The following is a 24,016-nucleotide window of genomic DNA, read 5'->3' as shown; positions in this document are numbered from 1 at the left end:
ATGGAACGGTGAACCCCGCAGGTGAATCCGACCGTCCTGGTGCGTCGATGACCCTCTTCGAAGCGGTCGGCGGCGAGCCCACCTTCCGCAGGCTGGTCGACGAGTTCTACGCCGGTATCGCCACCGATCCCCTGCTGCGGCCCATGTATCCGGAGGAAGACCTGGGGCCGGCCGCGGATCGGATGACCCTGTTCCTGATGCAGTACTGGGGCGGCCCCAACACGTACTCCGCACAGCGCGGCCACCCGCGGCTACGGATGCGGCACGCGCCCTTCCGGATCGGCGCGGCCGAGCGGGACGCCTGGTTGCGGAACATGCGCCGCGCGGTGGACCGGCTCGACCTGGAGCCGGAGATCGACGCCACGCTCTGGGACTACCTGGAGCGGGCCGCGTACTTCATGGTCAACGTCGAGGACGACCCGGCGAACGGCGTCTGACCCGGCCGGCGCGCCCGCTCCGTCAGAGCAGCGCGCCCTCGTCGTGCAGCCAGTCCACGAAGCTGGTGGCCACCGCCGCGCCGCAGTCGAGCATCTCGACCAACAGCGCGTCGTGGGTGCCGGCACCGAGCGGCACCTGGAGCTCGGCGTAGATCGGCAGCTGCCCCCGCTCGGTCGGGTCGCCGATGTACGCCTTGCAGAACCGGCGGGTGTGGTTCCACTCGTTCACCACCCGGTACGCCCGGTCAGCCCAGTCCGGCGGAACCGTGGCGTGCGGGCGTGCCCGCATGACCAGGATCTCGTCCTCCGGCCCTTCGAGGGTGACCAGCACGGCGTGCCGCTCCCACATGGCCAGCAGGTTGCCGTCGCCGTCGGCCAGATAGCGCACGTCGAGCAGGTCGAGTGCGTCGCAGACCCGGCGCAGACTCACCGGCTCGACGGTGGCGGGCATCTCGGTCAGTAGGGGCCGCTCGTTGGCCGGGCAGTCGTCGCCCGGTTGGCGAGGGCTGGGCGGCCCGATTCGGACCGCGCTTTCCATCGTGATCCCGCTTCGGGTTTCCGGATCGCCGCCGTCGGCGGGACCGGGGCGCCATGACCACCACGGCATCGCTCGCGCACCTCACTCCCCAGCGGATCCAGCCGCCTACGGTGCGTTGGATCCGAGGATGGACGGTACCCGGACAGCCGAGTTGAGGCACCCCCCCAACGACCGCCCCAGCCCAGAAGAATGACCAGGGGTCATCCGTTCGGACGAGTACTCAGGGGTGTTACGGCAAGATCCGTGGCCTTCTGCGACCATGCGGCTCCGTATGGTCCCACCAGCCCGACCCAGCGACCCGCCACCCGCACCTGAACGTTGGGCTCGCCGGAACCGGCGGACGGGCCGTCAGCGGCGCCGAGGAAGCCCATCCGAACCACCGCCTGCACCAGCCGCTGCGGCACCTCCACCGGGACGGCGGGTGCGTCTTCCGGAGTGACCACCACCGCCACATGGTCGAGCAGCGCGTCGCGTAGGGCACGCTGGCCCACCGCGCGGCCCGCGACCCCCTGCTCGCTGGCCGTCCGCAGGGTGCCCGCCGCCGCCTGCGCGATCCGGCGCAGCTCGCCGACGGGCAGCACCTCCACCTGCCTGCTCCGCGCCGGGGGCAGCGGCCACCGCCACTGCGCGTCCCGACGCGTCGGCAGAGCCGCGCCACCACGCTCCAGCTCGGCCAGCAACTCGGCGGCGGCCACCGTGACGTCCTCGGCCGGCCCGCCGGTCACCGTGCGGACCACCAGGACCTGCCAGGGCAGCCGGGCCCAGAGGGCGACCCGGTCCGGGCCGCCGGCCGGCCGCAGCCGGACCGGTGCGAGCGGATCCAAGCGGACCAGACGAGCCAGAAAGGCGCCGGCGTCCGCCACCCCGGCGACCCCGTGTGTCGGAGTCACCCCCGCCCGGCCCGGCTCCGCCGTGCCCGGCCGGGTCACACCGGACCTCCGCCCTGCGGGGCGTACGTGAGCAGGAAGTCCCGCTCCTCCGGAGTGATCCGCCGGGGCACCTGTCGGGTCAGGTCGAACGGCACCAGCACCGAGCGGGCACGGCTGGCCAGCACCTCACCGTCGTACAGCTCGTAGGCGACGGTGAACCGGGAGGCCCGGATCTCCTCCACCCACAGCTCGATCCGGACGGTCGGCGCGGCCTCGGCCGTGGCCCGACCCAACGCGTAGTCGACCGGGCGCAGGTAGTCGACCTCGTGCCGACGGATCACCACCCCGTCGGCGAACGAGCCGACCCCCCAGGCCCGGCCGCCGGCGAACATCAACGCCACCCGCGCCTCCTCGTACAGGGTGAGGAAGCGCGAGTTGTTGACGTGGCCGTACGCGTCCAGGTCGGACCAGCGCAGCGTGCAGTGGTAGACGAACCGGTCGGACACCGTTTCCGCCGGTCAGTCGCGGGTCAGCTTGCGGTAGGTCACCCGGTGCGGCCGGGCGGCCTCCGCGCCGAGGCGGTCGATCTTGTTCTTCTCGTACGCCTCGAAGTTGCCCTCGAACCAGAACCACCTGGAGGGGTCCTGGTCGTCGCCCTCCCAGGCCAGGATGTGCGTGGCGACGCGGTCCAGGAACATCCGGTCGTGCGAGATGACCACGGCGCAGCCGGGGAACTCCAGCAGGGCGTTCTCCAGGCTGGACAGCGTCTCCACGTCCAGGTCGTTCGTCGGCTCGTCGAGCAGGATCACGTTGCCGCCGATCTTCAGGGTCAGCGCCAGGTTGAGCCGGTTGCGCTCACCACCGGAGAGCACCTTCGTCGGCTTCTGCTGGTCCGGTCCCTTGAAGCCGAACGCGGCGATGTACGCCCGCGACGGCATCTCGACCTTGCCCACCATCAGGTAGTCCAGCCCGTCGGAGACGACCTCCCAGACGGTCTTGTCGCCGTTGAGGCCCTCACGGTTCTGGTCGACGTACGACAGCGACACGGTGGGGCCGACCCGGACCTGGCCGCTGGTCGGCTCCTCCAGCCCGACGATGGTCTTGAACAGCGTGGTCTTACCGACGCCGTTGGGGCCGATGATGCCGACGATGCCGTTGCGCGGCAGCGAGAACGACAGGTTGTCGATCAGCAGCCGGTCGCCGAAGCCCTTGCTGAGGTTCTGCGCCTCGATCACCGTGCTGCCCAGGCGCGGGCCCGGCGGGATCTGGATCTCCTCGAAGTCGAGCTTGCGGGTCTTCTCCGCCTCGGTGGCCATCTCGTCGTACCGGTCGAGGCGGGCCTTCGACTTGGTCTGCCGGGCCTTGGCGTTGGAGCGGACCCACTCCAGTTCCTCGGTGAGGCGCTTCTTCATCTTGGCGTCGCGGCGGCCCTCGACGGCCAGGCGGGCGGCCTTCTTCTCCAGGTAGGTGGAGTAGTTGCCCTCGTACGGGTAGGTCCGGCCACGGTCCAGCTCGAGGATCCAGTTGGCCACGTTGTCGAGGAAGTACCGGTCGTGGGTGATCGCCATGACGGTGCCCGCGTACTTCGCCAGGTGCTGCTCCAGCCAGGAGACGCTCTCCGCGTCCAGGTGGTTGGTGGGCTCGTCGAGCAGCAGCAGGTCGGGCGCCTCCAGGAGCAGCTTGCAGAGGGCGACCCGGCGACGCTCACCGCCGGAGAGCTGGGTCACGTCGGCGTCCGGCGGCGGGCAGCGCAGCGCGTCCATGGCCAGTTCGAGCTTGGAGTCGACGTCCCAGGCGTCGAGGTGGTCGAGCTCCTCCTGGAGCTTGCCCATCTCCTCCATCAGCTCGTCGGAGTAGTCGGTCGCCATCTGCTCGGCGATCTTGTTGAACCGCTCCAGCTTGGCCTTGGTCTCGGCGACCGCCTCCTCGACGTTGCCGAGCACGGTCTTCGCCTCGTTGAGCGGGGGCTCCTGGGCGAGCATGCCGACGGTGTAGCCGGGCATGAGCCGGGCCTCGCCGTTGCTCGGCTTGTCCAACCCTGCCATGATCTTGAGAAGGCTGGACTTACCGGCGCCGTTCGGACCGAGCACACCGATCTTGGCCCCCGGCAGGAAGCTCAACGTCACGTTGTCGAGCACGACCTTGTCGCCGTGCGCCTTGCGCGCCTTTTCCAGGACGTAGATGTACTGGGCCACGGTGCGGGCTACCTCCGTCGGTTGCTGTCGCTGATCGGCGGCGCGGCGCGGGCTGCGAGGACCGCCCGCCGCCGCCGGCCGGGAGCCGGCCGCGCGCACGCCATCGTCAATCCTGACAGGTACGACGCGCTTCGCCCACATCACCCCGCCCCGGGAGTACGCAGGCGCGCCTCCTTGCCCGGCCCGGTATCACCAACTAGCGTTTCGAGTATGACCAAGAAGATCGCCATCAGCGTTCCAGATGACGTGGCCGAGCGACTGGCCGAGGAAGCCAACGTCTCCGCCTTCATCGCCGACTCCGTTCGTCAGCGGATGGCCAGCGAGCGCACACGACGGGCGCTTCGACAGGTGGGCTTCCGGCTTACCGACGAAGGCCTCGCCGAGGCGGGCAGAAAGCTCGACGAGGCACACGCGAAGATCACCCCTGAACTGCGCTCCAAGGCGGCCGCCCTGCTGGCCGAGGCGTCTCGCGGACAGATGGTCATTCGTGACTGATGCCGGCCTCGTCCTCGACACCGGATGTCTCCTCGCCTACTCGGAAGGCACGGAGGCGGTCGGGGAGCAGATCGCGAAAGTCGCGGACAAGGGGCAGCGCGTGATCATCCCGGCGCTGTGCCTGGCAGCCGCGTACCGCCAGGTCACCAGCGACGGCTGGCCACTGCTCGACATCCTCGGCGACCTGGGGCAGGTCCTGGTCACTCCGGTGGAACACGACATGTGCGCCATCCTGGGCGGCTGGTCGCGGACCCTGGGCGGCATGGATCTGGCCCAGGCCGCGATGGAGGCGGCTCGGGCACTGACGCCGATCATGACGGATCGGCGGGAACTGCTGGGCGAGGTGCTGCCGAAGGAATGGCCGATCATCGACCTCTGACCAGCTCGGCTGTCGAGAAGATCACCTTAGGGGTTCGGTCAGACGGAGGCGGGTAGGAGACTCCGGCACTAGGCACAAGACGCCGCAGCTACGCTCAGTACGCTCATCGCGGTGGACCCGTCAGTACCTGGAGGTGGCCGATCGTGACCGTCCGTAGCTCCTTTGTCGTAGTGGCGAACCGTCTGCCGGTCGACGAGGTGAGCACACCCGAGGGACGGCAGTGGCGGCGTAGCCCTGGTGGGCTGGTCACCGCCCTGCATCCCGTACTCGCCGAGCACCAGGGCACCTGGGTCGGCTGGGCCGGCGGCACCGGCCCGGCCCCCGACCCGTTCGACCTGGAGGGGATCCGGCTGCACCCGGTTCCGCTCAGCGCCGAGGAGCTGGAGCGCTACTACGAGGGCCAGTCCAACGCGACGATCTGGCCGCTCTACCACGACGCGGTGGAGACACCTGCCTACAAGCGCCGGTGGCGGGAGGCGTACCGCCTGGTCAACGCCCGGTTCGCGGAGGCCGCGGCGGACGTCGCGGCCGAGGGCGCCACGGTGTGGGTGCAGGACTACCAGCTGCAACTGGTCCCGGCGATGCTCCGTGAGCTGCGTCCGGACCTGCGGATCGGGTTCTTCCTGCACATCCCGTTCCCGCCGATCGAACTGTTCATGCAGATGCCGTTCCGTACCGAGATCCTGCGCGGCCTGCTCGGCGCCGACCTGGTCGGCTTCCAGCAGCGGTTGGCCGCGCAGAACTTCGTCCGGCTGGCCCGGCACCTGCTCGGGCTGCGCTACGAGGGGCAGATGATCCAGGTCGACGGTCGGCAGGTGAAGGCCGGCGCCTTCCCCATCTCGATCGACACCCAGGAGATGGAGCGGATGGCCGCCGACCCGGCCATCCAGGCGCGGGCCAAGCAGATCCGCGCCGAGCTGGGCGACCCGAAGACGATCATCCTCGGGGTGGACCGGCTGGACTACACCAAGGGCATCGAGTTGCGACTCAAGGCCTTCCGCGAGCTGCTGGCTGACGGAAAGTTGACAGTCCCCGACGCGGTCATGGTCCAGGTGGCCACACCCAGTCGCGAGCGCGTGGAGCACTACCAGGCACTTCGCGTGAAGGTGGAACGCGAGGTCGGTCGCATCAACGGCGAGTTCGGCAGGGTCGGCGTGCCGGCCGTGCATTACCTGCATCAGTCGTACAGTCGCAGTGAACTGGCCGCGATGTATGTTGCTGCCGACGTCATGATGGTGACCCCGCTGCGAGACGGGATGAACCTCGTGGCGAAGGAATACGTAGCATCACGTGCCGACCAGGGTGGCGCGCTCGTGCTCAGTGAGTTCGCCGGCGCCGCCACCGAGCTTCGCCAGGCATTTTTGTGCAACCCGCACGACCCGGACGCGGTCAAAGACGCCCTGCTCCGGGCAGTGCACGTGGAGAAAACCGAGGCGCGCCGCCGGATGCGGACAATGCAACGTCACCTGCGTACCCACGACGTGGGCCACTGGGCCAAGTCCTTCCTCTCCGAGCTCGGAGTTCCGGAGGCGGAGGCCGAGTGAACACGTCCGTCAACGATGGGGCGGCGATCGCCACCGGGGTGATGGACCCCGAGCTGCGCGCCGCCATCGGGCGGATCGCCCGGGTCCCCCAACTCCTGGTCGCCTGCGACTACGACGGCACACTCGCGCCGATCGTGGAGGACCCGAGCACCGCCGTCCCACTGCCCGAGGCGGTCGCCGCCGTCCGCGCGCTGGCCGCGCTGCCGCAGACCACCGTGGCGGTGGTCTCCGGCCGGGCACTGCGCGACCTGGCCGCGCTCTCCCGGCTGCCCAGCGAGGTGCACCTCGTCGGCAGCCACGGCTCCGAGTTCGACATCGGCTTCGTCGAGCGGCTCTCCCCCGAGCTGGTCGCGGTGCGTACCCGGGTCCGCAACGCGCTCCGCGACATCGCCGCCGACCACCCGGGCATCCGGTTGGAACGCAAACCCGCAAGCGTCGCGATGCACACCCGCGGCATCGACCCGGAGGTGGCCGCCGCCGCCATCGAGGCGGTCCGCAACGGCCCGGCCACCTTCGACGGTGTCACGGTTACCCAGGGCAAGGAGGTCATCGAGCTCTCCGTCGTGGCCACCCACAAGGGCACCGCCGTCGACCAGCTACGCACCCAGCTCGCCGCCAGCGCGGTGCTGTTCATCGGTGACGACATCACCGACGAGAACGCGTTCGGCCACCTGCACGGCCCCGACCTCGGCATCAAGATCGGCCCCGGGGACACCCAGGCCGGTTACCGGGTCGGCGACCCGCTGGAGGCCGCGCGGGCGTTGGCGCTGCTGCTGGAGACCCGACGGCACTGGCTGTTCGGCGAACGGGCGGTGCCGATCGAACGGCACTCGATGCTGTCCAACGGTCGTACCGTCGCCCTGCTCACCCCCGAAGCCAAGGTGAGCTGGCTCTGCCACCCCAAGCCGGACTCGGCGGCGATCTTCGCCGACCTGGTCGGCGGCAGCCCGGCCGGTCACTTCAGCGTCGCCCCGGAACGCGGCGGCATCCCGCTGGGCCAGCGCTACCGCTCCGGCACGATGACGGTGGAGACCCGGTGGTCCGGGCTCACCGTCACCGACTGGCTGGACAAGCCGGCCCGGGAGACCACCCCGGACGACAGCCCGGCGGTCATCACCGGCGACTCGACACTGGTCCGTGTGCTCACCGGCAGCGGCAAGGCGCGTGTCGAGTTCGCACCGCGGCCCGAGTTCGGTCAGGTCGCCGTGCAGTTGCAGCCGATCGGCGACGGTCTGCTGGTGCTCGGCTCCAACGAGCCGGTCGCGCTCTACGCGCCCGGCCTGCAGTGGGAGGTCCGCAACGACGGTGGGTACGAGACCGCCAAGGCGGTCGTCGACCTCTCCGCCGCCGGCGGGCAGGTCGTGCTGGAGCTGCGCTTCGGCACGCACAGCCTGGAGCACCACCGGGTTCCGATCCACGAGCGGCAGGCCGCCGCCGAACAGCCGTGGAAGGACTGGGTGGCCTCGCTGCGGCTGCCGTCCACCTCCCGCGAGCTGGTCGCGCGCAGCGCCCTCACCCTGCGCGGGCTCTGCCACGAGGCCACCGGCTCGATCCTGGCCGCGGCGACCACCTCGCTCCCCGAGGAGCTGGGCGGCGTCCGCAACTGGGACTACCGCTACTGCTGGCTGCGCGACGCCGCGCTGACCGCCCGCTCACTCGTCGACCTGGGCTCCATCGAGGAGGCCGAGGCGTTCCTGCGCTGGGTCGACGGCTGCATCGAGCGCACCGGCGGTCACCCCGAACGGCTGCACCCGCTCTACACCATCGACGGGTACGAGCTGGGCGCGGAAGCGGTCATCGACACGCTGCCCGGGTACGCCGGCTCCCGGCCGGTCCGGGTCGGCAACCTCGCCAACCACCAGCTCCAACTGGACGTCTTCGGGCCGATCGCCGACCTGATCGCGGCCGTCGCCGACGCTCGTGGCTCGGTACGCGACGACGAGTGGCGCGTCCTGGAGAACATGGTCGAGGCGGTCCGTCGGCGCTGGCACGAACCCGACCACGGCATCTGGGAGGCGCGGCTGCCACCCCGGCACCATGTCTTCTCCAAGGTGATGTGCTGGATGACTGTCGACCGCGCGTTGCACGTGATGCGCGAGCACGGTGGCGAGGACCGGCCCGAGTGGAAGGACCTGCGCGACCGGATCGGCGCCAACGTGCTGGAGCACGGCTGGCACGAAGACGTCGAGGCGTACAGCGTCGCGTACGGGGACGAGGACATGGACGCCTCGTCGCTCTGGATCGGGCTCTCCGGCCTGCTCCCGGGTGACGACCCGCGCTTCCTGTCCACGGTCCTGCGGATCGAGGCGGACCTTCGCAGCGGCCCGGTCGTCTACCGCTACCACTGGGACGACGGCCTGCCCGGCCGCGAGGGCGGCTTCCACATCTGCACGGCGTGGCTGATCGAGGCGTACCTGCGCACCGGCCGCCGCACCGACGCCGAGGAGTTGTTCGCGCAGATGGTGCTCACCGCCGGGCCGACCGGCCTGCTCCCCGAGCAGTACGACCCGCTCGCCGAGCGCGGCCTGGGCAACCACCCGCAGGCGTACAGCCACCTTGGGCTGATCCGGTGTGCCCTGCTGCTGGACAACATGCTCAAGCAGTAGTTCGCCGTACGCGTGACGGACGGGGCCGGAGCGCAAGCGCTCCGGCCCCTTGTCGCTTCGGCTCCGCCAGTCCGTGGCTTCACCGGCTGGAACCTGCGACCCGAGCGGGCTGCCGCTACGTCGCAAGCCTCCAGATAAGCCAGAGTTTGGCGTCAAGCTGGGTCGGCCGATCCTCGTCCCCGAGCCCGTCATCCAAGACGCATCGGCCGGCTGAGGTCCAACGGGCACACCCTGCGCGCCATCGGTGACCAGTTCAACGTCGATTGGGTGCCGACCGTCCACAGGGGGCGACCGCTGGCACAGCTCAACGGTCCGAGGCGTTCTCAGCCGGCTCGGAGGCGACCCACGCGCCCAGGGACAACATGCGGGGCGGCCCGTCTATACGGCTTAGGCTGGGAACCCTCGTCCGCCCCGATTGCCCGCCCGTCACGGGTGCCGGGGCCGACCGCAGTCCGGCCTTCATGACGAAGATTGATCGGCGGGCCACCGCGTCGCCCTTCTTATTGATCTCGTATCCGTCGAGCCAGACCCACCCGTCGTAGGTAATCCAGTCGAGCACGCGGATCACGCGGAATCTGATCGGGTGGATGAACTGCACGCTGGCCTCTCGGGTGACGTAGAGCAAGTCACCCGCTTTCACGGCAGCCACCCCACGAACCTCCGATGCAGCAGCCCTGCGGGGGCCCAGCCCATGTCCTGCGAAGCAGAGACCAGACACGAACTCATGTAGAGAACCAAGGACACGGGGGCTCGGTCGTACTCGGCTTGCAGCTCAGCGCGACGGGTACGACATGGCCAAGGCGCACCACACCCGCCACAGGTCCAGATCGGCAGAATCGGCCCATGGGTGGTCACGAATTCTCTCCCGGCCAATGGCCCCGGTTGATCGGGATCTTGTGTTTCGCCCGGCACGGCAGTTCGTTCCCGCATTGGCAGACGTTCCGCCATCTCTGCCACGACCACACCCGGCGATGTCGTCTTGCCAGGGTCAGAGCTGCTGCCATGACGTACTCGTCGTAGGTAACGCGCCTGCGCATCCGCCCCTCCTCGCGTGAGGGGCATGGCAGCCGGGCCACGCACGGTCATCCGGCCACCACACCCAACGTCATCGTTTACTCGCAGCGAGAAAGATGCAATATTACATTTTGGATGAAACGCAAGAGCAGGTTTCATCTTGATAGATTCCGTTGCTAAGCGTGGCCGACAGGTGTTACATATCGAGCGCAGGTTCCGCCCGGTATGTAGTCACGGAGAGGAAGTAGTCAGTGACGACTGACACCGGCTCGACAGTTCCGAGGCGGCAACTCGGGCGGCATCTGCGGCAGCTCCGCGAGGAAGCGCGCATGACCGTCAAGGCAGCAGCCGACTCGCTGGAGTGGTCGACCCCGAAGATTTGGCGCATCGAGACCGGCGCTACTTCGATGCGGTCGCTCGACGTGGAGGCGATGTGCAAGGTCTACAGAGCGTCACCAGAACTGACCGAGGCTCTGATGGGTCTTGCCAAGGAGACCAAGGGGCGGGGCTGGTGGCACTCCTACGGCGACGCCATCCCCGAGTGGTTCGAGCTGTACGTCGGACTCGAAGCCGCCGCGACTCGTCTGCGGAAGTACGAAGCGCAGTTGATTCCGGGCCTGGTTCAGACGAAGGCTTACGCCACCCGCGTCTACCAGGTCGCACGGCCCGACATGACCGCCGAAGAGGTTGACCGAGGCGTCGCGGTGCGACTTGGCCGGCAAGCGCTGTTGACCCGCACCACACCCCGCGCGCCCCAAGTCGACATCATGCTTGACGAGGCTGTCCTACGCCGAGGAGTGGACGCTGAACAGTTCGGCCACCTGGTGACGGTCAGCCGTCAGCCCAACGTGTCGCTGCGGGTGGTGCCGTTCAGCGTCGACCTGCACCGTGCCAGCATGACCAACGGGGCGTTCACGATCCTCGACTTCGACGGGGGCAGTGAGCCATCGATCATCTACTCCGACGGACTGACCGGTGCCCTCTACCTCGACAAGCCTGCGGAGGTCGAGGCGTACGGAGACGTATGGTCCGCCACCGAAGAGAAAGCCCTCAGCGAGGCGCAGTCTCGCAAGCTCATCGCATCAATCGCAGAGGAACAGACATGACCACGCTCGACTGGAAGAAGAGCACGCGGAGCAACGGGGGCGGAGATTGCGTCGAGGTCGCCGCCCCGCCCCAGGTCGTCATGGTCCGCGACAGCAAAGACCGGCAGGGACCGGTGCTGTCCTTCAACGCCGACCAGTGGGCCGGCTTCGTTCGCGGCGTCAAGGCCGGCAAGTTCGACGCCTGAACATCGGTGCCGGGTGTGGTGACCGTCAGTGACCACACCCGGCTCTCGTGGACGTCCGTTGGCTGTCAGGGCGCACGGCGGAACCATGACCCGATGCGGAACAGTTCCCCGAGCGCCTTCAGTACCGCCGGAAGTCGCTCCGGCGGGATCTTGAACAGTGCAACCACGGCCACGATTAGCCTCGGCACGGCGTACACCAAGGCAAGGATTACCAGCGCCCAAGGCCCCGCGGCTAGAACAGGCTCAAGGATTGAGAGCCCCACGATTCTCTGCCCCTCACTCCGGTCGAGTGAGGCACGCAGGGCTCAGCTCGACCAGTACGCAATGACTGGTGAAGCTGAGTTCCTGCACCGACTGCACAAGATCTCAGGTGTTACTGAGTGCCTTCAGGGCACCCGATGTATCGCTTTGACCACCTTGAGAACGGCGAACAGGCTTAGTTAGGTGAGCGTCCGTCGGCGACTCCCACCCCAGGGCTTCCAGCTTCCAAAATTGCATTTACACATTTAGGGAAGGCCCTGTGCCCTACTGCCGGTTGCAACCGGCGGCAAGACCTGCACAGAGTAACCGATCCACGCAGCGTGAGGCCAACGCGAACACGTCTCAGATCGCTCCACAGGCGCGGACGCGGCCCGGCGTTAGTGGGGGTACCAATCGAACCCCATCACATCTGTCTTGGAAGATGTGGTCGTCTTCCTGGCGTCGTGCAGGGGTTGGAGCATCATCCCTTCCGAACCTGAGAATGGCTGCGCCAGAGGCACGACCTCATCCTCGCTGGAGTAGCGCCGAAGCCCGCCCGCCCCTCAGCCGTCGAGCGCGTTCACCACATTGCCAAGCACGACTACGGCGGGTGGGCGTAGGTCGGCCGCGAGCACGTCGGCGGCCACCGCGCCCAGCGTGGACCGTAGGACCCGCTGGGTGCCCGTCGTGGCCTCCTGCACCACCGCGGCCGGCGTCTGCGGCGGCCGGCCGTGGGCGACCAGGGTCTCGCTGATGGCGGCGAGGTTCTTCAACCCCATCAGGATCACCAACGTGCCGCGTAGACCGGCGAGGGCGTCCCAGCGCACCAGCGACGCCGGCGCTTCGGGTGCCAGGTGCCCGGAGACCACAGTGAACTCGTGCGCCACCCCCCGGTGGGTGACCGGGATCCCGGCCGCCGCCGGGGCGGCGATCGAGCTGGTCACCCCGGGCACGACGGTCACCGGCACGCCGGCTTCCGCGCAGGCCAGCAGCTCCTCACCGCCCCGACCGAAGACGTACGGGTCGCCGCCCTTGAGCCGCACCACGAAGGCGCCCGCCAGGGCACGGTCGACCAGGATCTGGTTGATCTCCTCCTGGGCCCGCGACGGCCCATAGGGGATCTTCGAGGCGTCCACCAGCTCCACGTCGGGGCGCAACTCGTCCAGGAGCAGCCCGGGCACCAGCCGGTCGGCGACCACCACGTCGGCCTCGGTGAGCAGCCGCCAGCCCCGCACGGTGATCAACTCCGGATCACCCGGCCCCGATCCGACCAACGCCACCCGGCCGACAGAACCAGCGGTCGCCGCCCCGCCACCAGCCGTGTCGGACGCCAGAGCGGCGGCACCGGCTCCGCCCGGCGTCAGAGCCTCGCCACCAGCACCGCCCGCCGTCGAAGCGGCGGCACCGAGCCCGCCGAACGTCGGGGCGTCGGCAGCAGGCCGGTCGGGCGTCGGGGTCGCGGCGGCAGGCGACAGGCGGGCGGCGAGCAGGTCGCGGATCGCGTCGCGGACGGTCATCGCCCGGCGGGGGTCTCCGCCGCCGAGCACCGCGACAGTGACCGGGCCGTGGCGGGTCACCGCCGGAGTCCAGGCGGTGGCGGCCGACCGGTCGTCGGCCCGGACGCAGAAGATCCGTCGCTCGGCGGCGAGGGCGCTCACCGAGGCCGCCGCGATCGGGTCGTCGATGGCGACCTGGACCAGCCAGGCGCCGTCCAGGTCCTCGGGCGCGAACCGGCGCGGCACCCAGTGCAGCCGACCCGCGTCGGCCCGGGCGCGCAGCGCCGGGGTCAGCTCCGGTGCCACCAGCAGGACGTCCGCACCGGCGTCCAGCAGCGCGGGTACGCGCCGGGTGGCGACCGCGCCACCACCCACCACGACCACCCGCCGCCCGTCGAGCCGCAGACCGAGGGGGTACGGGTTGGAGGTCACGCCACACCACCGAGGCGGGCGGCTCGTTCGCTGCGCGTCGTCACTTCTCGGCCACACCGGCGGAGTCGAAGGTGGCGACCTCGTGCAGCACCCGGACGGCACCGGTGACCACTGGCAACGCCAGTAGCGCGCCGGTGCCCTCGCCGAGGCGCAGCCCCAGGTCGACGAGGGGTACGAGGCCCAGGTGCCGCAGTGCGACTGTCGCACCCGGTTCGGCCGAACGGTGGCCGGCGACCATGGCACCGACCGCGTCCGGGGCGAACGCGGCGGCGGCCAGCGCGGCGGACACCGCGATCACGCCGTCCAGCAGCACCGGGGTACGGCGGGCCGCCGCACCCAGGATCAGCCCGGCCAGGGCGGCGTGCTCCAGGCCGCCGACAGCGGCCAGGACACCGAGCGGGTCGCTCGGGTCGGGTGCGTGTCGGGCCAACGCCGCGCGCACCACTCCCACCTTGTGGGCGTACGTCGGGTCGTCGACCCCGGTGCCCCGACCGGTGGCGTCCAGCGCGTCGACACCTGTGAACGCGGCGATCAGGGCGGCGGCCGGGGTGGTGTTGCCGATACCCATGTCACCGGTGAGCAGGATTCGGGCACCCGCGTCGATCAGCTCGTCCGCGATCCGGATGCCGGTCTGCACCGCCGCCAGCGCCTCGTCCCGGGTCAGCGCGGCGGTCACCGCGAGGTCGCGGGTGCCTCGGCGGACCGACGCGACGACCAACCGGGGCACGGCCGGGTCCAGCACGGCCGGGTTGGGCACCGGTCCGGCGGACAGCGGGGTGGCCACCCCGACGTCGACAACTGTGACCGACGCGCCGGCCTGCCGGGCGAACGCGTTGACCACTGCCCCGCCGGCCAGGAAGTTGCCGATCATCTGCGCGGTGACCTCCTGCGGCCACGGGCTGACCCCTTGGGCGTGCACCCCGTGGTCACCGGCGAAGATCGCCACCGCGGCCGGCTCGGGCAACGGCGGCGGGCAGGCTCCGGCCAGGCCGGCGAGGCGTACCGAGAGGTCCTCCAAGGCCCCCAGCGAGCCCGCCGGTTTGGTGAGCCGGCCGTGCAGCTCGCGGGCGGCGGCCATGGCCGTCTCGTCAGCCGGGCGGATCGCCGCGATCGTGGTTTCCAACATCATGCCTCCATGATCTCGCGCAGCACCTCGGTGAAAGCGTCGGTGGTGTTTCGGTCCCGTACCGCCACCCGCAACCAGTCCGGCCCGAGGCCGGGGAACGTGTCGCCTCGGCGGACCGCCCAGCCGCGCTCACGCAGGGCGGCTCGGACCGCGCTCGCGCCCGGCAGGTGCAGCAGGACGAACGCGCTGGCGGGACGGCCGACGACGCGTACACCGGGCAGGTCTTCCAGGCGGGCGACCAGGTGGTCGCGGTCGGCGGCGAGGTCGGCGGCGATCGCGCGTTCGGCCTGGACCGCGACGGTGGTGGCGCAGGCCGACGCGGCGGCCAACGCCGGTGTGGAGACGGCCCAGAGCGGCTGGACGGCGGCCAGCCGGGACAGCAGCTCCGGCGCGCCGAGCAGGTAGCCGATCCGGAGGCCGGCCAGGCCCCACGTCTTGGTGAGGCTGCGCAGCACGAGCAGCCCCGGCAGGTCGCGCCGCTCGGCCAACGACTCCGGTTCGCCCGGGTGCCCGGCGGCGATGGTGGTGTCGGCGAACGCCTCGTCGACGACCAGCACCCGGCCGGGGCGGGCCAGCGCTGCGAGCGTCTGCGCGGGGTGCAGCACCGAGGTCGGATTCGTCGGGTTGCCGATCATCACCAGGTCCGCGTCGGCGGGCACCCGGGACGGGTCGAGCCGGAAGTCGTCGGCGGAGTCCAGCACGACGCGCTCGACCGGGTGCCCGGCGGCCCGCAGTGCCGCCTCCGGCTCGGTGAACTGGGGGTGCACCACCACCGGCCGCCGTACGCCACGAAGTGCCTGCGCGATCAGTACGAAGCCCTCGGCGGCCCCGGCGGTGAGCAGCACCTCGTTCGGGTGACGGCGGTGTCGGGCGGCGACCGCGGCCCGGGCCGGCCCCGGGTCCGGGTAGCGGGCCAGGTCGGACAGGGTGGCCGCGATCGGGGCGGCCAGCCAGGTGGGCGGCCGTGCCTGGCGGACGTTGACGGCGAGGTCGATCAGGCCGTCGCCGACCTCGACGTCACCGTGGTGCGCCAGGTCGGGCTCGGAAGCGGCGATCGGCTCGGACATGACCGCGATCCTTCCGGGAAGGCGGCCGGTGGGACAGACGATCTCGACGTAAGCCACGTCACCACTCGTCGGTTTATGAGTTCTTCTCAGGTACGAATCGGAAATGTCATAACTTGGCCATGTGAGTAACCGACCCCTTACTGCCGCAGGTCGACTCGTCCCTCTTCTCCGCGCCGGGCTGATCGCCGGAATCGTGATCGCCGCCGCCGCGTACCCACTGGTCGCCGTCACCGGGCTCGGCGCGAAGGCCACCGCGCACGCCGTGGAGCAGAAGACCAAGATCCTCACCACCGCCCTGCCCGCCGAGACCTCGTACGTCTACGCGCCGGACGGCAAGACCGTGCTGACCATGTTCTACGAGGAGTACCGGCAGTACACCAAGCTGTCGGACATGTCGCCGAACATCCTCCAGGCGATCGTCGCCGCCGAGGACAACCGCTTCTACCAACACCACGGCGTCGACCCGAAGGGCGTGGCACGCGCCTTCGTGGCGAACGCCCGGTCCAGCGGCGTCTCCCAGGGCGCGTCCACCCTGACCATGCAGTACGTCCGGATGGCCCTGCGCGACAGCGCGACCACCCCCAAGGAGGTCCAGGAGGCCACCCAGCAGACCAGCCTGCGCAAGGTCAAGGAAATGCGGATGGCGCTGGACCTGGAGAAGGAGATGAGCAAGGACCAGATCCTGGAGCGCTACCTGAACTCGGCGTACTTCGGGCACCGGGCGTACGGCATCTACGCGGCCAGCGAGATCTTCTTCTCCAAGACCCCGAAGAACCTCACCCCGGTCGAGGCCGCCACCCTCGCCGGCCTGGTCAAGTCCCCGTCCGAGTACGACCCGGCGGACTCCGACCAGAAGGAGGCCACCGGGCGACGCAACTACGTGCTGGACCAGATGAGCCGACTCGGGTACCTCTCCCCCGACTCGGCCGCCGCGGCCAAGTCCGAGCCCATCCGGCTGAAGCTGACGACCCCGCCGCACGACTGCGCCGCCGTGTCGGAGAAGTACAACAGCTGGGGCTTCGCCTGCGACTACCTGAAGAACTGGTGGAGCGCGCAGCCCGCGTTCGGTGCGAACCGACTCGAACGGATGGACAAGCTCCGTCGGGGCGGCTACCGGATCGTGCTCAGCCTCGACCCGAAGATCCAGGCGGCGGCGGAGAAGAACGTCGGGGCCAAGGAGGCCACCGGCAGCCCGTTCGCCAACGGGATCGTGGTCTCCGAGCCGGGCACCGGGCGGGTCAAGGCAATGGCGGTGAACCGGACGTACTCACTGGACCTGGCCGAGAACCCACCCAGCTCCAACCCCGAGGCCGGGCCGAAGGTGAAGGCCAACTACCCGAACACTGTGGCCCCGCTGCTCGGCGGCGGTGACCTGGCTGGCTACCAGGCGGGGTCGACGTTCAAGATGTTCCCGATGCTCGCCGCGCTCGACGCGGGAATGCCGCTCTCCACCACGTTCAACGCCCCGCACCGCTACCGGTCCGAGGTCTACGACGGCTGGTCGCCCTCCAACGCCAGCGGCGCGATGACCGGCCAGCAGACCATGTGGTCCGGCTTCGGCAAGTCGGTCAACACGTACTTCGTGTGGCTGGAGGAGAAGGTCGGCGCGGACCGGGCGGTCCGGTTGGCCGAGCAACTCGGGCTGCGCTGGCGTACCGACGTGGACCGGGACCACGCGTCCCCGGACAAGGCGAAGAAGTGGGGTGCGTTCACCCTGGGCGTCTCCGACGCCACACCGCTGGAGATGGCGAACGCGTACGCCGCCATCGCGGCCGACGGCCGCTACTGCGAGGCGATCCCCGTCTCGGCGATCATGAACCGGGACGGCACACCGGCCACGTACGCCACCCCGGGCGGTATCCACCGTGAGGTGGCCAAGCCACGGTGCCGGCAGGTGGTCAGCGCGGACGCCGCCCGGGCGGCCACCGACGCGGCCCGCTGTCCCACCGGGGACACCCCGGCGCGCGGAAGCTGCGGCGGCTGGTCCACCGCCGACAGCGTGCGGGGCACCGTCGGACGCCCGGTGGCCGGCAAGACCGGTACCACTGACAGCACCCGGTCCGCCTGGTTCGTCGGCTACACCCCGGAGTTGGCCGCGGCGAGCTTCATCTCCGACCCGGACAACCCGTTCAACGCGGTCGGTGACGGGCAGTCCCAGATCCCCATCGCGGCGGTCGCCGAGACCCTGCGTGACGGTCTGAAGGGCACACCGACCCGCCAGTTCACCCCACCGTCGGACGCGATCGTCGGCTGACCGACCACGCGCGGGCCGGCGCAGGTCAGCGCAGGTCAGCGCAGGTCAGATCGAGTCAGCGCAGGTCGGCGGCGACGAACGACCAGAGTTCGAGGTCCACGCGGCTGCCGCCGACCAGCCCGGCGTTCCGCAGCAGACCCTCGTAGCTGAACCCGGCCTTCTCGGCGACCCGACGCGAGGCCAGGTTGCCGGGCGCCACCCGCAGCTCCACCCGCTGGAACCCGTGCTCCAGGATCAGCGCGATGGCCACCGCGTCGACGGCCTCGGCGGCGAAGCCGAAGCCCCGCGCGTGCGGCGCCATCGCGTACGAGATCTCGGTGAGACGGGCACCCCAATCGGTACGCCGAGTCCAGAGCGAACCCACCATCTGGTCGTCCTCGCGGCGGAGCACCGCGTAGTGGTCACCGTCGCCACTGTCCCGCCGCTGTCGGGCCAACTCCGTGCACCACGCGTGGCCGTCGATCGGGCCGGAGTCGTCGGGCAACGGCAACCAACGCCGGGTCAGCTTGTCGGCGAAGATCTCCCCGGCCGCCTCCGCGTCCGCTGCGGTGAGCCCACGCACCTCGGTGCGCGGCGTCGAAACGGTCAACGCCGGAAAGCGGCGTACCGCCACCTGACCGATCACACCGGCACCCCGGGTTGCGCGGGCACCGCCTCGGCCGTCGGATCGGCCGCAGCGGCGGCGACCAACCGCGCCGCCGTCGCCGGGTGAGCCGCCCAGTGCAGAGTGAGCTGTGAGGCGTGCACGTTGCGCCAGACGAACCCCTCGGGCGTGCCGCCGTCCCAACTCCACGCCGGGCGCTGACCAGCGCGCGGAGTGAGGACCGCCCGGTGCGCCTTGTGACCCACCAGCACCGTGCCCTGGGCGGCGACCACGCTGTCGGTCTGGGCGGTGGCCTCCCGGTAGCCGGCCACCAGGCCGTCCCGGCTGACGCCCACCGCGTCCAGGACGCCGCACATCGGCAACCCGTCCAACTCCCGGGCCAGCCACAGCAGGCCGGCGCCCTCGGCGACCACCGGCCGCCCGGTCCGCGCCAACTCGGCCACCGCGATGCAGAGCCGCCGGTTGGCCGACAACTGCTCGGCATACGCCTCGGGAAGCGCGCCACCGACGACCAGCGCGCGGGTGCCGACCGGCAACGCCTCGTCGCGCAGTGGATCGACGACGACGACCTCGGCACCGGCGGCCCGCAGCAACTCGGCGGTCTCCGGGTGGCTGAAGCTGCCGCCCGGTCCACCGGCCAACGCCACCAGCGGACGGTCCATCGGGGCGGTGAACGCACCGAGGGCCTCCTCGGGAGACCAGGCCGGGGCGGGTAGCGGCGGAGCGGAACGGGCCAGCCCGAGCAGACGTTCCAGGTCGACGGTGGCGGCGACCGCCTCGCCCAGCCGACGGACCGCACGAGCGGCATCGGCGGAGCCGTCCACCACCGGCGCCACACCGTGCCGACGCGACGGCAACACCGCCGGCAGGTCCTGACGGCGCAACGCCCCGTAGACCGGCACCCCCACGTCGTCCAACGCCTCGCGCAACAACGCTTCGTGCCGCGACGACGCCACCCGGTTGAGGATCACCCCACCGAGCCACAACTGCTCGTCGTACGAGCGGAAACCGTGCACCAGGGCCGCCACCGACTGACCCATGGCGGCCACGTCGACGACGAGCACGACCGGGCTGCGCAGCGCGGCGGCGGCAGCGGCGGTGGACTCCTGCTCGGGGCGACCGCCGACCGCGTCGTACAGCCCCATGCTGCCCTGGACCACGGCGAGCCCGGCACCGGCGGCGCCGTGCGCCACCAGCGGGGCGAGTCGGTCCACGCCGACCAGGCGGGGGTCGATCACCCGACCCGGGCGACCGGCGGCGAGACCGAGGTACGCGGCGTCGACGGGGTCCGGCCCGAGCTTGAACCCGGCGACGTCGACCCCACGCTCGGCCAGGGCGGCGAGCAGCCCGATCGCCAGCGCGTTCTTACCGTGCCCGGAGGACGGCGCGCTGAGCACCAGGCGCGGCACGACGGTCATCATCGACTCCTCGCGAGCGGCGGCGGGTACGCGACGGGACGACCGGGGCCGATCCGTCGGCGTGACGATACCCGCCCGGCTGCGGACGCGAGCACCGCCAACCGGGGCCGGCGACGCGACCGTGCCGCCGATCCGGCCCGGTGCAGGTCAGTGGCGTCCGTCATACGGGTAGCCTCGGTGCCGTGTACCGGTTCCTGCTGAGCCCACGCTGGCTGGGCGCTCTCGCGCTGACCCTGGTCGCGGCCGCCGTCATGGTGTTCCTCGGCAACTGGCAGCTGGACCGCTACCGGGGGCGTACCGAGGTCAACGAGCGCATCGACGCGGGCCAGCGGATGGCTCCGAGGCCGCTCGCCGACGCATTGTCCGCCCCCACCGGCGGGGCGGGGACGGTCGGCCCGGCCCCCGCCGAGGAGAAGGTCTGGACCCGGGTCACCGTCACCGGCAGGTACGACCCGGCGAACACCGTGCTGGTCCGCGGCCGGACGGTGGACAGCCGGGTCGGCTTCGAGGTGCTCACCCCGTTGGTGCTCGCCGACGGCACGGCGCTGCTGGTGGACCAGGGTTGGATCCCCCCGGCGCCGGGTGGGGCGGCCACCGCCCAGCCGACGGTGCCGGCGGTGCCGACCGGCGACGTGACTGTCGTCGGCCGAGTGCACGAGACCGAGAGCGGGGCCCGCGCCGCCGAGCGGCGTGACGGGCGACTGGAGATCCGACGGATCGGGGTGTCCCGGCTGGCCGCCGAGCTGCCCTACCCGGTCTACGGTGCATACCTGCTGCTGGACGAGCAGACGCCGGCGGCCGACCCGGTGTTCAAGGCGGTGCCGGTCGGGCACGCCAACAACTGGCAGAACTTCGGCTACGTCGTGCAGTGGTGGCTCTTCGCGGTGATGGCCCTGTTCGGCTACGGCTGGGTGGCCCGCCGCGAGGCACGTCGAGCCGCCGGTCTCGGCGCTCCCGAGGCACCGCTGGACCGGGCGGCCGAGCCCGCGCCGAGCGCGTCCGTCTGACCGGGCCCGCGCCGGCGTCTCGACCGGACCCTCGGGGGCACCCGGGACACCACGGCAGCCGGTAGTCTCCGCCGGGTGATCACGTCACGTTGGGGGTGCCGATGAGCGTGGATCCCACGGCACCACTGCCCGAGCCGGTTCCGGGTCACCAGACGCAGCCGCCGACCGACCCGTGGGCCGCCGAGCAGCCGACCGCGCCGTTCGCCACGCCACCGCCCACGACGCCGTTCCCCGCCGCGCCGCTGTCCGGGCCACCCGCGCCGTTCTCCGGGCCACCAGCGCCGCTCTCCGGGCCTCCCGCGCAGCCGGCTGGGGCGTGGCCGGCGGTCGGGCCGTACCCACCGACCCCGATGGCCCCGAACCCGGCCCTGGCCGCCTACCCGGGCGGGGCGGAGGTGGTGGCGGTGCAGATCGCCGAGATCGCCGTGTGCCCACCGGTCATCCGCACCCCGGCCGGGGTGCTGCCGTTGGCCGGCGCCACCTGGCACGTGGCCGACTACTGGCAGCGCGAGGAGAAGGTGGCGACCTGGGCGCTGGTCTGCGCCATCGTCGGTTTCTTCTGCCTGGCCTTCTTCAGTCTCCTGTTCCTGCTGGTGAAGGAGACCCGGCACCACGGCATGGTGCAGGTGACGGTCACCAACGGCGCGCAGCAGTACGTGGCGCGGATCGCGGTCAGCGACCAGACGCAGGTGCAGCACCTGAACAACCAGGTGAACTACGCGAGGTCGCTGTCCGTCAGGTGAACCGGGTGGGCGTGGTCGGTCAACCGGTGGGACGGCCGGCATGGATGGCCCTTACGGCGTCGATGGTGTCCGCCTCGGCGGCGGACTTGTCGTCGCGGTAGCGCACCACCCGGGCGAAGCGCAGCGCCATGCCGCCGGGATAGCGGGAGCTGGTCTGCACCCCGTCGAAGGCGATCTCCACAACCTGCTCGGGTCGGACCCGCACCACCCAGTCGCCGCGCTCCACCGCCAGGTCGAGGAAGCGCTCGGTCTGCCAGCGCAGCACCTCGTCGGTGAGCCCCTTGAACGTCTTGCCGAGCATGACGAAGCCGCCGGTCTGCGGGTCGCGTGCGCCCAGGTGCAGGTTGGACAACCATCCCTTGCGCCGGCCGCTGCCCCACTCGACGGCGAGCACCACCAGGTCGAGGGTGTGCCGGGGCTTGACCTTGACCCAGGCGGCACCACGCCGACCGGCGTCGTAGGGGGCGTCCGGGGCCTTGACCACCACGCCCTCCTGCCCGGCGTCGAGTGCGGCGGCGAACGCGGCGGCGGCCTGCTCGGGGCCGTCGACCTCCATCCGGCCGACCAGCAGTGACGAGTCCACCGCCCCGGCGAGGGCAGCCCACCGCTCCCGACCGGGCAGGTCGATCAGATCCTCGCCGTCGAGGTGCAGCAGGTCGAAGAAGTACGGGGTGAGCACCGTCGCGCCGGTGGTGGCGGCTGCCGCGAGCACCGCCGGGGCGACAGGTGTGCGCCCGGTGGTGCTGGGGGTGGTGCGTCGGGCGGCCCGGCTCGACGTCTGCTGGAACGGCAGCGGCCGGCCCGTATCGTCCAGGCCGATCGCCTCGCCGTCGAGCACCAACTCGCGGCCCGGCAGGGCACGGACCGCGGCGACCACCTCGGGCACCCGGGCGGTGATCTCGTCGAGGCTGCGGGTGAAGACGGCGATGTCGGCGCCGGAACGGTGCACCTGGATGCGGATGCCGTCGAGCTTCACGTCGACCACCGCCGGCGTGCCGGTCGCGGCGAGCGCCTCGTCGACCGAGGAGGCGCTCTGCGCGAGCATCGGTGCCAGCGGACGGCCGACCTGGAGGCCGAACCCGGCCAACTCGGCGGCTCCTCCGGTGAGCGCGGCCACCGCGACGACGCGCAGGTCACCGGCGAGCAGCAGGGCCCGCCGGACGGTCGCCACCGGCACGTCGGCGGCCCGGGCCACCGCGTCGGCGAGCAGCCCCGCCTGGGCGCCCTGGCGCAGCTCACCGCTGAACAGACCGGTGAGCAGTCGCTGCTCGTCGGCGGTCGCCGCCGCGTAGAGAGCCCCGAGCAGCGCCCGCCGCCGGGACTGCGAACCCGATCCCCGCGCGGCGGAGATCTGCTCGATGGCCGCGTCCACGCCCGCCACCGTCAACGTCGGCTCGGCGGCCGGTGCCGGCAGGTCACGCAGGCTCGCGTAGCCCACCCCGGTCTGCCGTTGGCGCAACTCACCGGCGAGATAGCCGGCACCGGGCTCGACCTCACCCGGGTCGAGCCGGCGCAGCGCATCAGCGAGCAGCTCCACCTTGGCGCGCCGGCCGCTGGTGGCGGCGACGGCGGCGGAGGTGGCTGCCAGGTCGAGGAACCGCACGCAGCTCATCCTGCCAGTCACCTCCGACACCGCCCGGGCATTGCCGTGCCCGGGCGGTGTCGGGAGGGTGCCGTCCGCGCGCGCGGACGACGATCAGTGCCTGTTTCCCGAGGGCGATCGAGCCGAGGCGGAGTCCGGGCGGCGATCCGGCAAGGGGCGGTCCGTCCGGATACAACACCGGGTATCCGGACGGACCGCAACGCCGCCGGTCGTCGTCCGGACCCGCCACTCCTCTTGGAACAGGCCCTACGCGGAGACGGGCTCCTCGATGCGCAACCCCCGGGCGCGGACCTCGCCGGCGACGCGGGAGAGCACCGAGTCGAGGGCGACCAGTGCGGCGGAGAGCTCACCGAGCTGTTCGTTGAGCGTGTCCTCGGACCATGCGGAGACATCGACGTCCCCCAGTGCGCTGACAGCGGCCCCCAACCGGGCCATCACCTCGTTCGTACTCATGTTCGAAACGCTATAACAGATGACCGTCCGACACGCCGTAAAGCGCCAGATCAGGCGCAAAGTTGCCGTGTCGGTACCCAACTGCCCCCGCGCGGAGCGCCCCACCCAGCCCCACCCCGCCCCGCCGCCAAGATCCGCGCAACAACACTGTTGTCGGTGCCTCCCGCTCGTCGGAGGCAGCACCATCCGGGACGTTGCGCGGATC

22 protein-coding genes are annotated in these 24,016 nt (G+C 71.0%); 10 read left to right on the top strand and 12 right to left on the bottom strand.

The features are described 5' to 3' along the window. Positions 1-8 precede the first annotated feature (8 nt). Positions 9-437, top strand: a complete 429-nt coding sequence (locus O3438_RS28565) for a globin (protein ID WP_269682696.1) — start codon at positions 9-11, stop codon at positions 435-437. A gap of 22 nt (positions 438-459) precedes the next feature. Here O3438_RS28565 and O3438_RS28560 read toward each other — a convergent pair whose 3' ends face one another. The 4 genes from O3438_RS28560 to ettA form a co-directional block, all read right to left on the bottom strand. Further along, positions 460-1,044: a YbjN domain-containing protein gene (locus O3438_RS28560; protein WP_269682695.1), complete on the bottom strand. Its 585-nt coding sequence runs from the start codon at positions 1,042-1,044 to the stop codon at positions 460-462. A gap of 131 nt (positions 1,045-1,175) precedes the next feature. After that, positions 1,176-1,904, bottom strand: a complete 729-nt coding sequence (locus tag O3438_RS28555) for a hypothetical protein (RefSeq protein WP_269682694.1) — start codon at positions 1,902-1,904, stop codon at positions 1,176-1,178. Continuing rightward, positions 1,901-2,350: an acyl-CoA thioesterase gene (locus O3438_RS28550; RefSeq protein ID WP_269682693.1), complete on the bottom strand. Its 450-nt coding sequence runs from the start codon at positions 2,348-2,350 to the stop codon at positions 1,901-1,903. Before O3438_RS28550 ends, O3438_RS28555 begins: the two co-directional genes overlap by 4 nt. A gap of 12 nt (positions 2,351-2,362) precedes the next feature. After that, positions 2,363-4,039, bottom strand: coding sequence for an energy-dependent translational throttle protein EttA (gene ettA / locus O3438_RS28545; RefSeq protein WP_269682692.1), 1,677 nt, complete (start codon positions 4,037-4,039; stop codon positions 2,363-2,365). A gap of 210 nt (positions 4,040-4,249) precedes the next feature. Between ettA and O3438_RS28540 the strand changes: the two genes are divergently transcribed. From O3438_RS28540 to otsB, 4 genes are all read left to right on the top strand, one after another. Then, positions 4,250-4,534 carry a hypothetical protein gene (locus tag O3438_RS28540; RefSeq protein WP_269682691.1) on the top strand — a complete coding sequence of 95 codons (285 nt, stop codon included), beginning with the start codon at positions 4,250-4,252 and terminating at the stop codon, positions 4,532-4,534. Next, the gene (locus O3438_RS28535; RefSeq protein ID WP_269682690.1) at positions 4,527-4,913 is read left to right on the top strand and encodes a hypothetical protein; all 387 of its coding nucleotides are present in this window, start codon (positions 4,527-4,529) and stop codon (positions 4,911-4,913) included. The genes O3438_RS28540 and O3438_RS28535 overlap by 8 nt, the downstream gene beginning before the upstream one ends. Before the next feature lie 143 nt (positions 4,914-5,056). Continuing rightward, positions 5,057-6,457: an alpha,alpha-trehalose-phosphate synthase (UDP-forming) gene (locus O3438_RS28530; protein WP_088987997.1), complete on the top strand. Its 1,401-nt coding sequence runs from the start codon at positions 5,057-5,059 to the stop codon at positions 6,455-6,457. A 41-nt stretch (positions 6,458-6,498) separates the two neighbouring features. After that, the gene (gene otsB, locus O3438_RS28525; protein WP_269683783.1) at positions 6,499-9,063 is read left to right on the top strand and encodes a trehalose-phosphatase; all 2,565 of its coding nucleotides are present in this window, start codon (positions 6,499-6,501) and stop codon (positions 9,061-9,063) included. A 304-nt stretch (positions 9,064-9,367) separates the two neighbouring features. On the opposite strand, the gene O3438_RS28520 is transcribed toward otsB, so the two are convergent. Beyond that, positions 9,368-9,703 (bottom strand): hypothetical protein, encoded by a 336-nt coding sequence (locus tag O3438_RS28520; protein WP_442929746.1) that lies wholly within the window; start codon positions 9,701-9,703, stop codon positions 9,368-9,370. A gap of 625 nt (positions 9,704-10,328) precedes the next feature. Here O3438_RS28520 and O3438_RS28515 point away from each other — a divergent pair. Further along, complete coding sequence (locus O3438_RS28515) at positions 10,329-11,183, top strand: helix-turn-helix domain-containing protein (protein ID WP_269682688.1); 855 nt, start codon at positions 10,329-10,331, stop codon at positions 11,181-11,183. Next, entirely contained in the window at positions 11,180-11,368 is a 189-nt protein-coding gene (locus tag O3438_RS28510) for a DUF397 domain-containing protein (protein WP_269682687.1), read from the top strand. The genes O3438_RS28515 and O3438_RS28510 overlap by 4 nt, the downstream gene beginning before the upstream one ends. An 803-nt stretch (positions 11,369-12,171) precedes the next feature. Here O3438_RS28510 and cobA read toward each other — a convergent pair. Genes cobA through cobC form a run of 3 tightly spaced genes read right to left on the bottom strand, consistent with a single transcriptional unit; the run spans position 12,172 to position 15,729 of the window. Continuing rightward, positions 12,172-13,536 carry a uroporphyrinogen-III C-methyltransferase gene (gene cobA / locus O3438_RS28505; RefSeq protein ID WP_269682686.1) on the bottom strand — a complete coding sequence of 455 codons (1,365 nt, stop codon included), beginning with the start codon at positions 13,534-13,536 and terminating at the stop codon, positions 12,172-12,174. Positions 13,537-13,576: 40 nt separating this feature from the next. Beyond that, entirely contained in the window at positions 13,577-14,662 is a 1,086-nt protein-coding gene (gene cobT / locus O3438_RS28500) for a nicotinate-nucleotide--dimethylbenzimidazole phosphoribosyltransferase (protein ID WP_269683782.1), read from the bottom strand. Continuing rightward, positions 14,662-15,729 carry an Rv2231c family pyridoxal phosphate-dependent protein CobC gene (gene cobC / locus O3438_RS28495; RefSeq protein WP_269682685.1) on the bottom strand — a complete coding sequence of 356 codons (1,068 nt, stop codon included), beginning with the start codon at positions 15,727-15,729 and terminating at the stop codon, positions 14,662-14,664. Before cobC ends, cobT begins: the two co-directional genes overlap by 1 nt. Before the next feature lie 121 nt (positions 15,730-15,850). Between cobC and O3438_RS28490 the strand changes: the two genes are divergently transcribed. Further along, entirely contained in the window at positions 15,851-17,983 is a 2,133-nt protein-coding gene (locus O3438_RS28490) for a transglycosylase domain-containing protein (RefSeq protein WP_269682684.1), read from the top strand. Positions 17,984-18,038: 55 nt separating this feature from the next. Here O3438_RS28490 and O3438_RS28485 read toward each other — a convergent pair whose 3' ends face one another. Both O3438_RS28485 and O3438_RS28480 read right to left on the bottom strand, forming a co-directional pair. Continuing rightward, positions 18,039-18,608 carry a GNAT family N-acetyltransferase gene (locus O3438_RS28485; RefSeq protein ID WP_269682683.1) on the bottom strand — a complete coding sequence of 190 codons (570 nt, stop codon included), beginning with the start codon at positions 18,606-18,608 and terminating at the stop codon, positions 18,039-18,041. Next, on the bottom strand, positions 18,605-20,005 hold the full coding sequence (locus O3438_RS28480) for a cobyrinate a,c-diamide synthase (RefSeq protein ID WP_269682682.1): 1,401 nt from the start codon (positions 20,003-20,005) through the stop codon (positions 18,605-18,607). The genes O3438_RS28485 and O3438_RS28480 overlap by 4 nt, the downstream gene beginning before the upstream one ends. Before the next feature lie 182 nt (positions 20,006-20,187). On the opposite strand from O3438_RS28480, the gene O3438_RS28475 reads away from it, so the two are divergent. Both O3438_RS28475 and O3438_RS28470 read left to right on the top strand, forming a co-directional pair. Next, entirely contained in the window at positions 20,188-21,012 is an 825-nt protein-coding gene (locus tag O3438_RS28475) for an SURF1 family cytochrome oxidase biogenesis protein (protein WP_269682681.1), read from the top strand. 101 nt (positions 21,013-21,113) lie between these two features. Further along, positions 21,114-21,755 carry a hypothetical protein gene (locus O3438_RS28470; protein WP_269682680.1) on the top strand — a complete coding sequence of 214 codons (642 nt, stop codon included), beginning with the start codon at positions 21,114-21,116 and terminating at the stop codon, positions 21,753-21,755. Between the two features lie 19 nt (positions 21,756-21,774). Here O3438_RS28470 and O3438_RS28465 read toward each other — a convergent pair whose 3' ends face one another. Together O3438_RS28465 and O3438_RS28460 are read right to left on the bottom strand one after the other, a co-directional pair. Then, a complete protein-coding gene (locus tag O3438_RS28465; RefSeq protein ID WP_269682679.1) occupies positions 21,775-23,367 on the bottom strand; it encodes an ATP-dependent DNA ligase in 1,593 nt (530 codons plus the stop codon). A 237-nt stretch (positions 23,368-23,604) separates the two neighbouring features. Beyond that, entirely contained in the window at positions 23,605-23,811 is a 207-nt protein-coding gene (locus O3438_RS28460; protein ID WP_030333429.1) for a hypothetical protein, read from the bottom strand. Positions 23,812-24,016: the final 205 nt, after the last annotated feature.

Origin of the sequence: Micromonospora sp. WMMC250, from assembly GCF_027460215.1 — a bacterium.
GTDB classification, from domain to species: domain Bacteria; phylum Actinomycetota; class Actinomycetes; order Mycobacteriales; family Micromonosporaceae; genus Micromonospora; species Micromonospora taraxaci.
The sequence above is the reverse complement of the archived record's forward strand: the minus strand, read 5'-3'. Positions and strand labels throughout refer to the sequence as shown.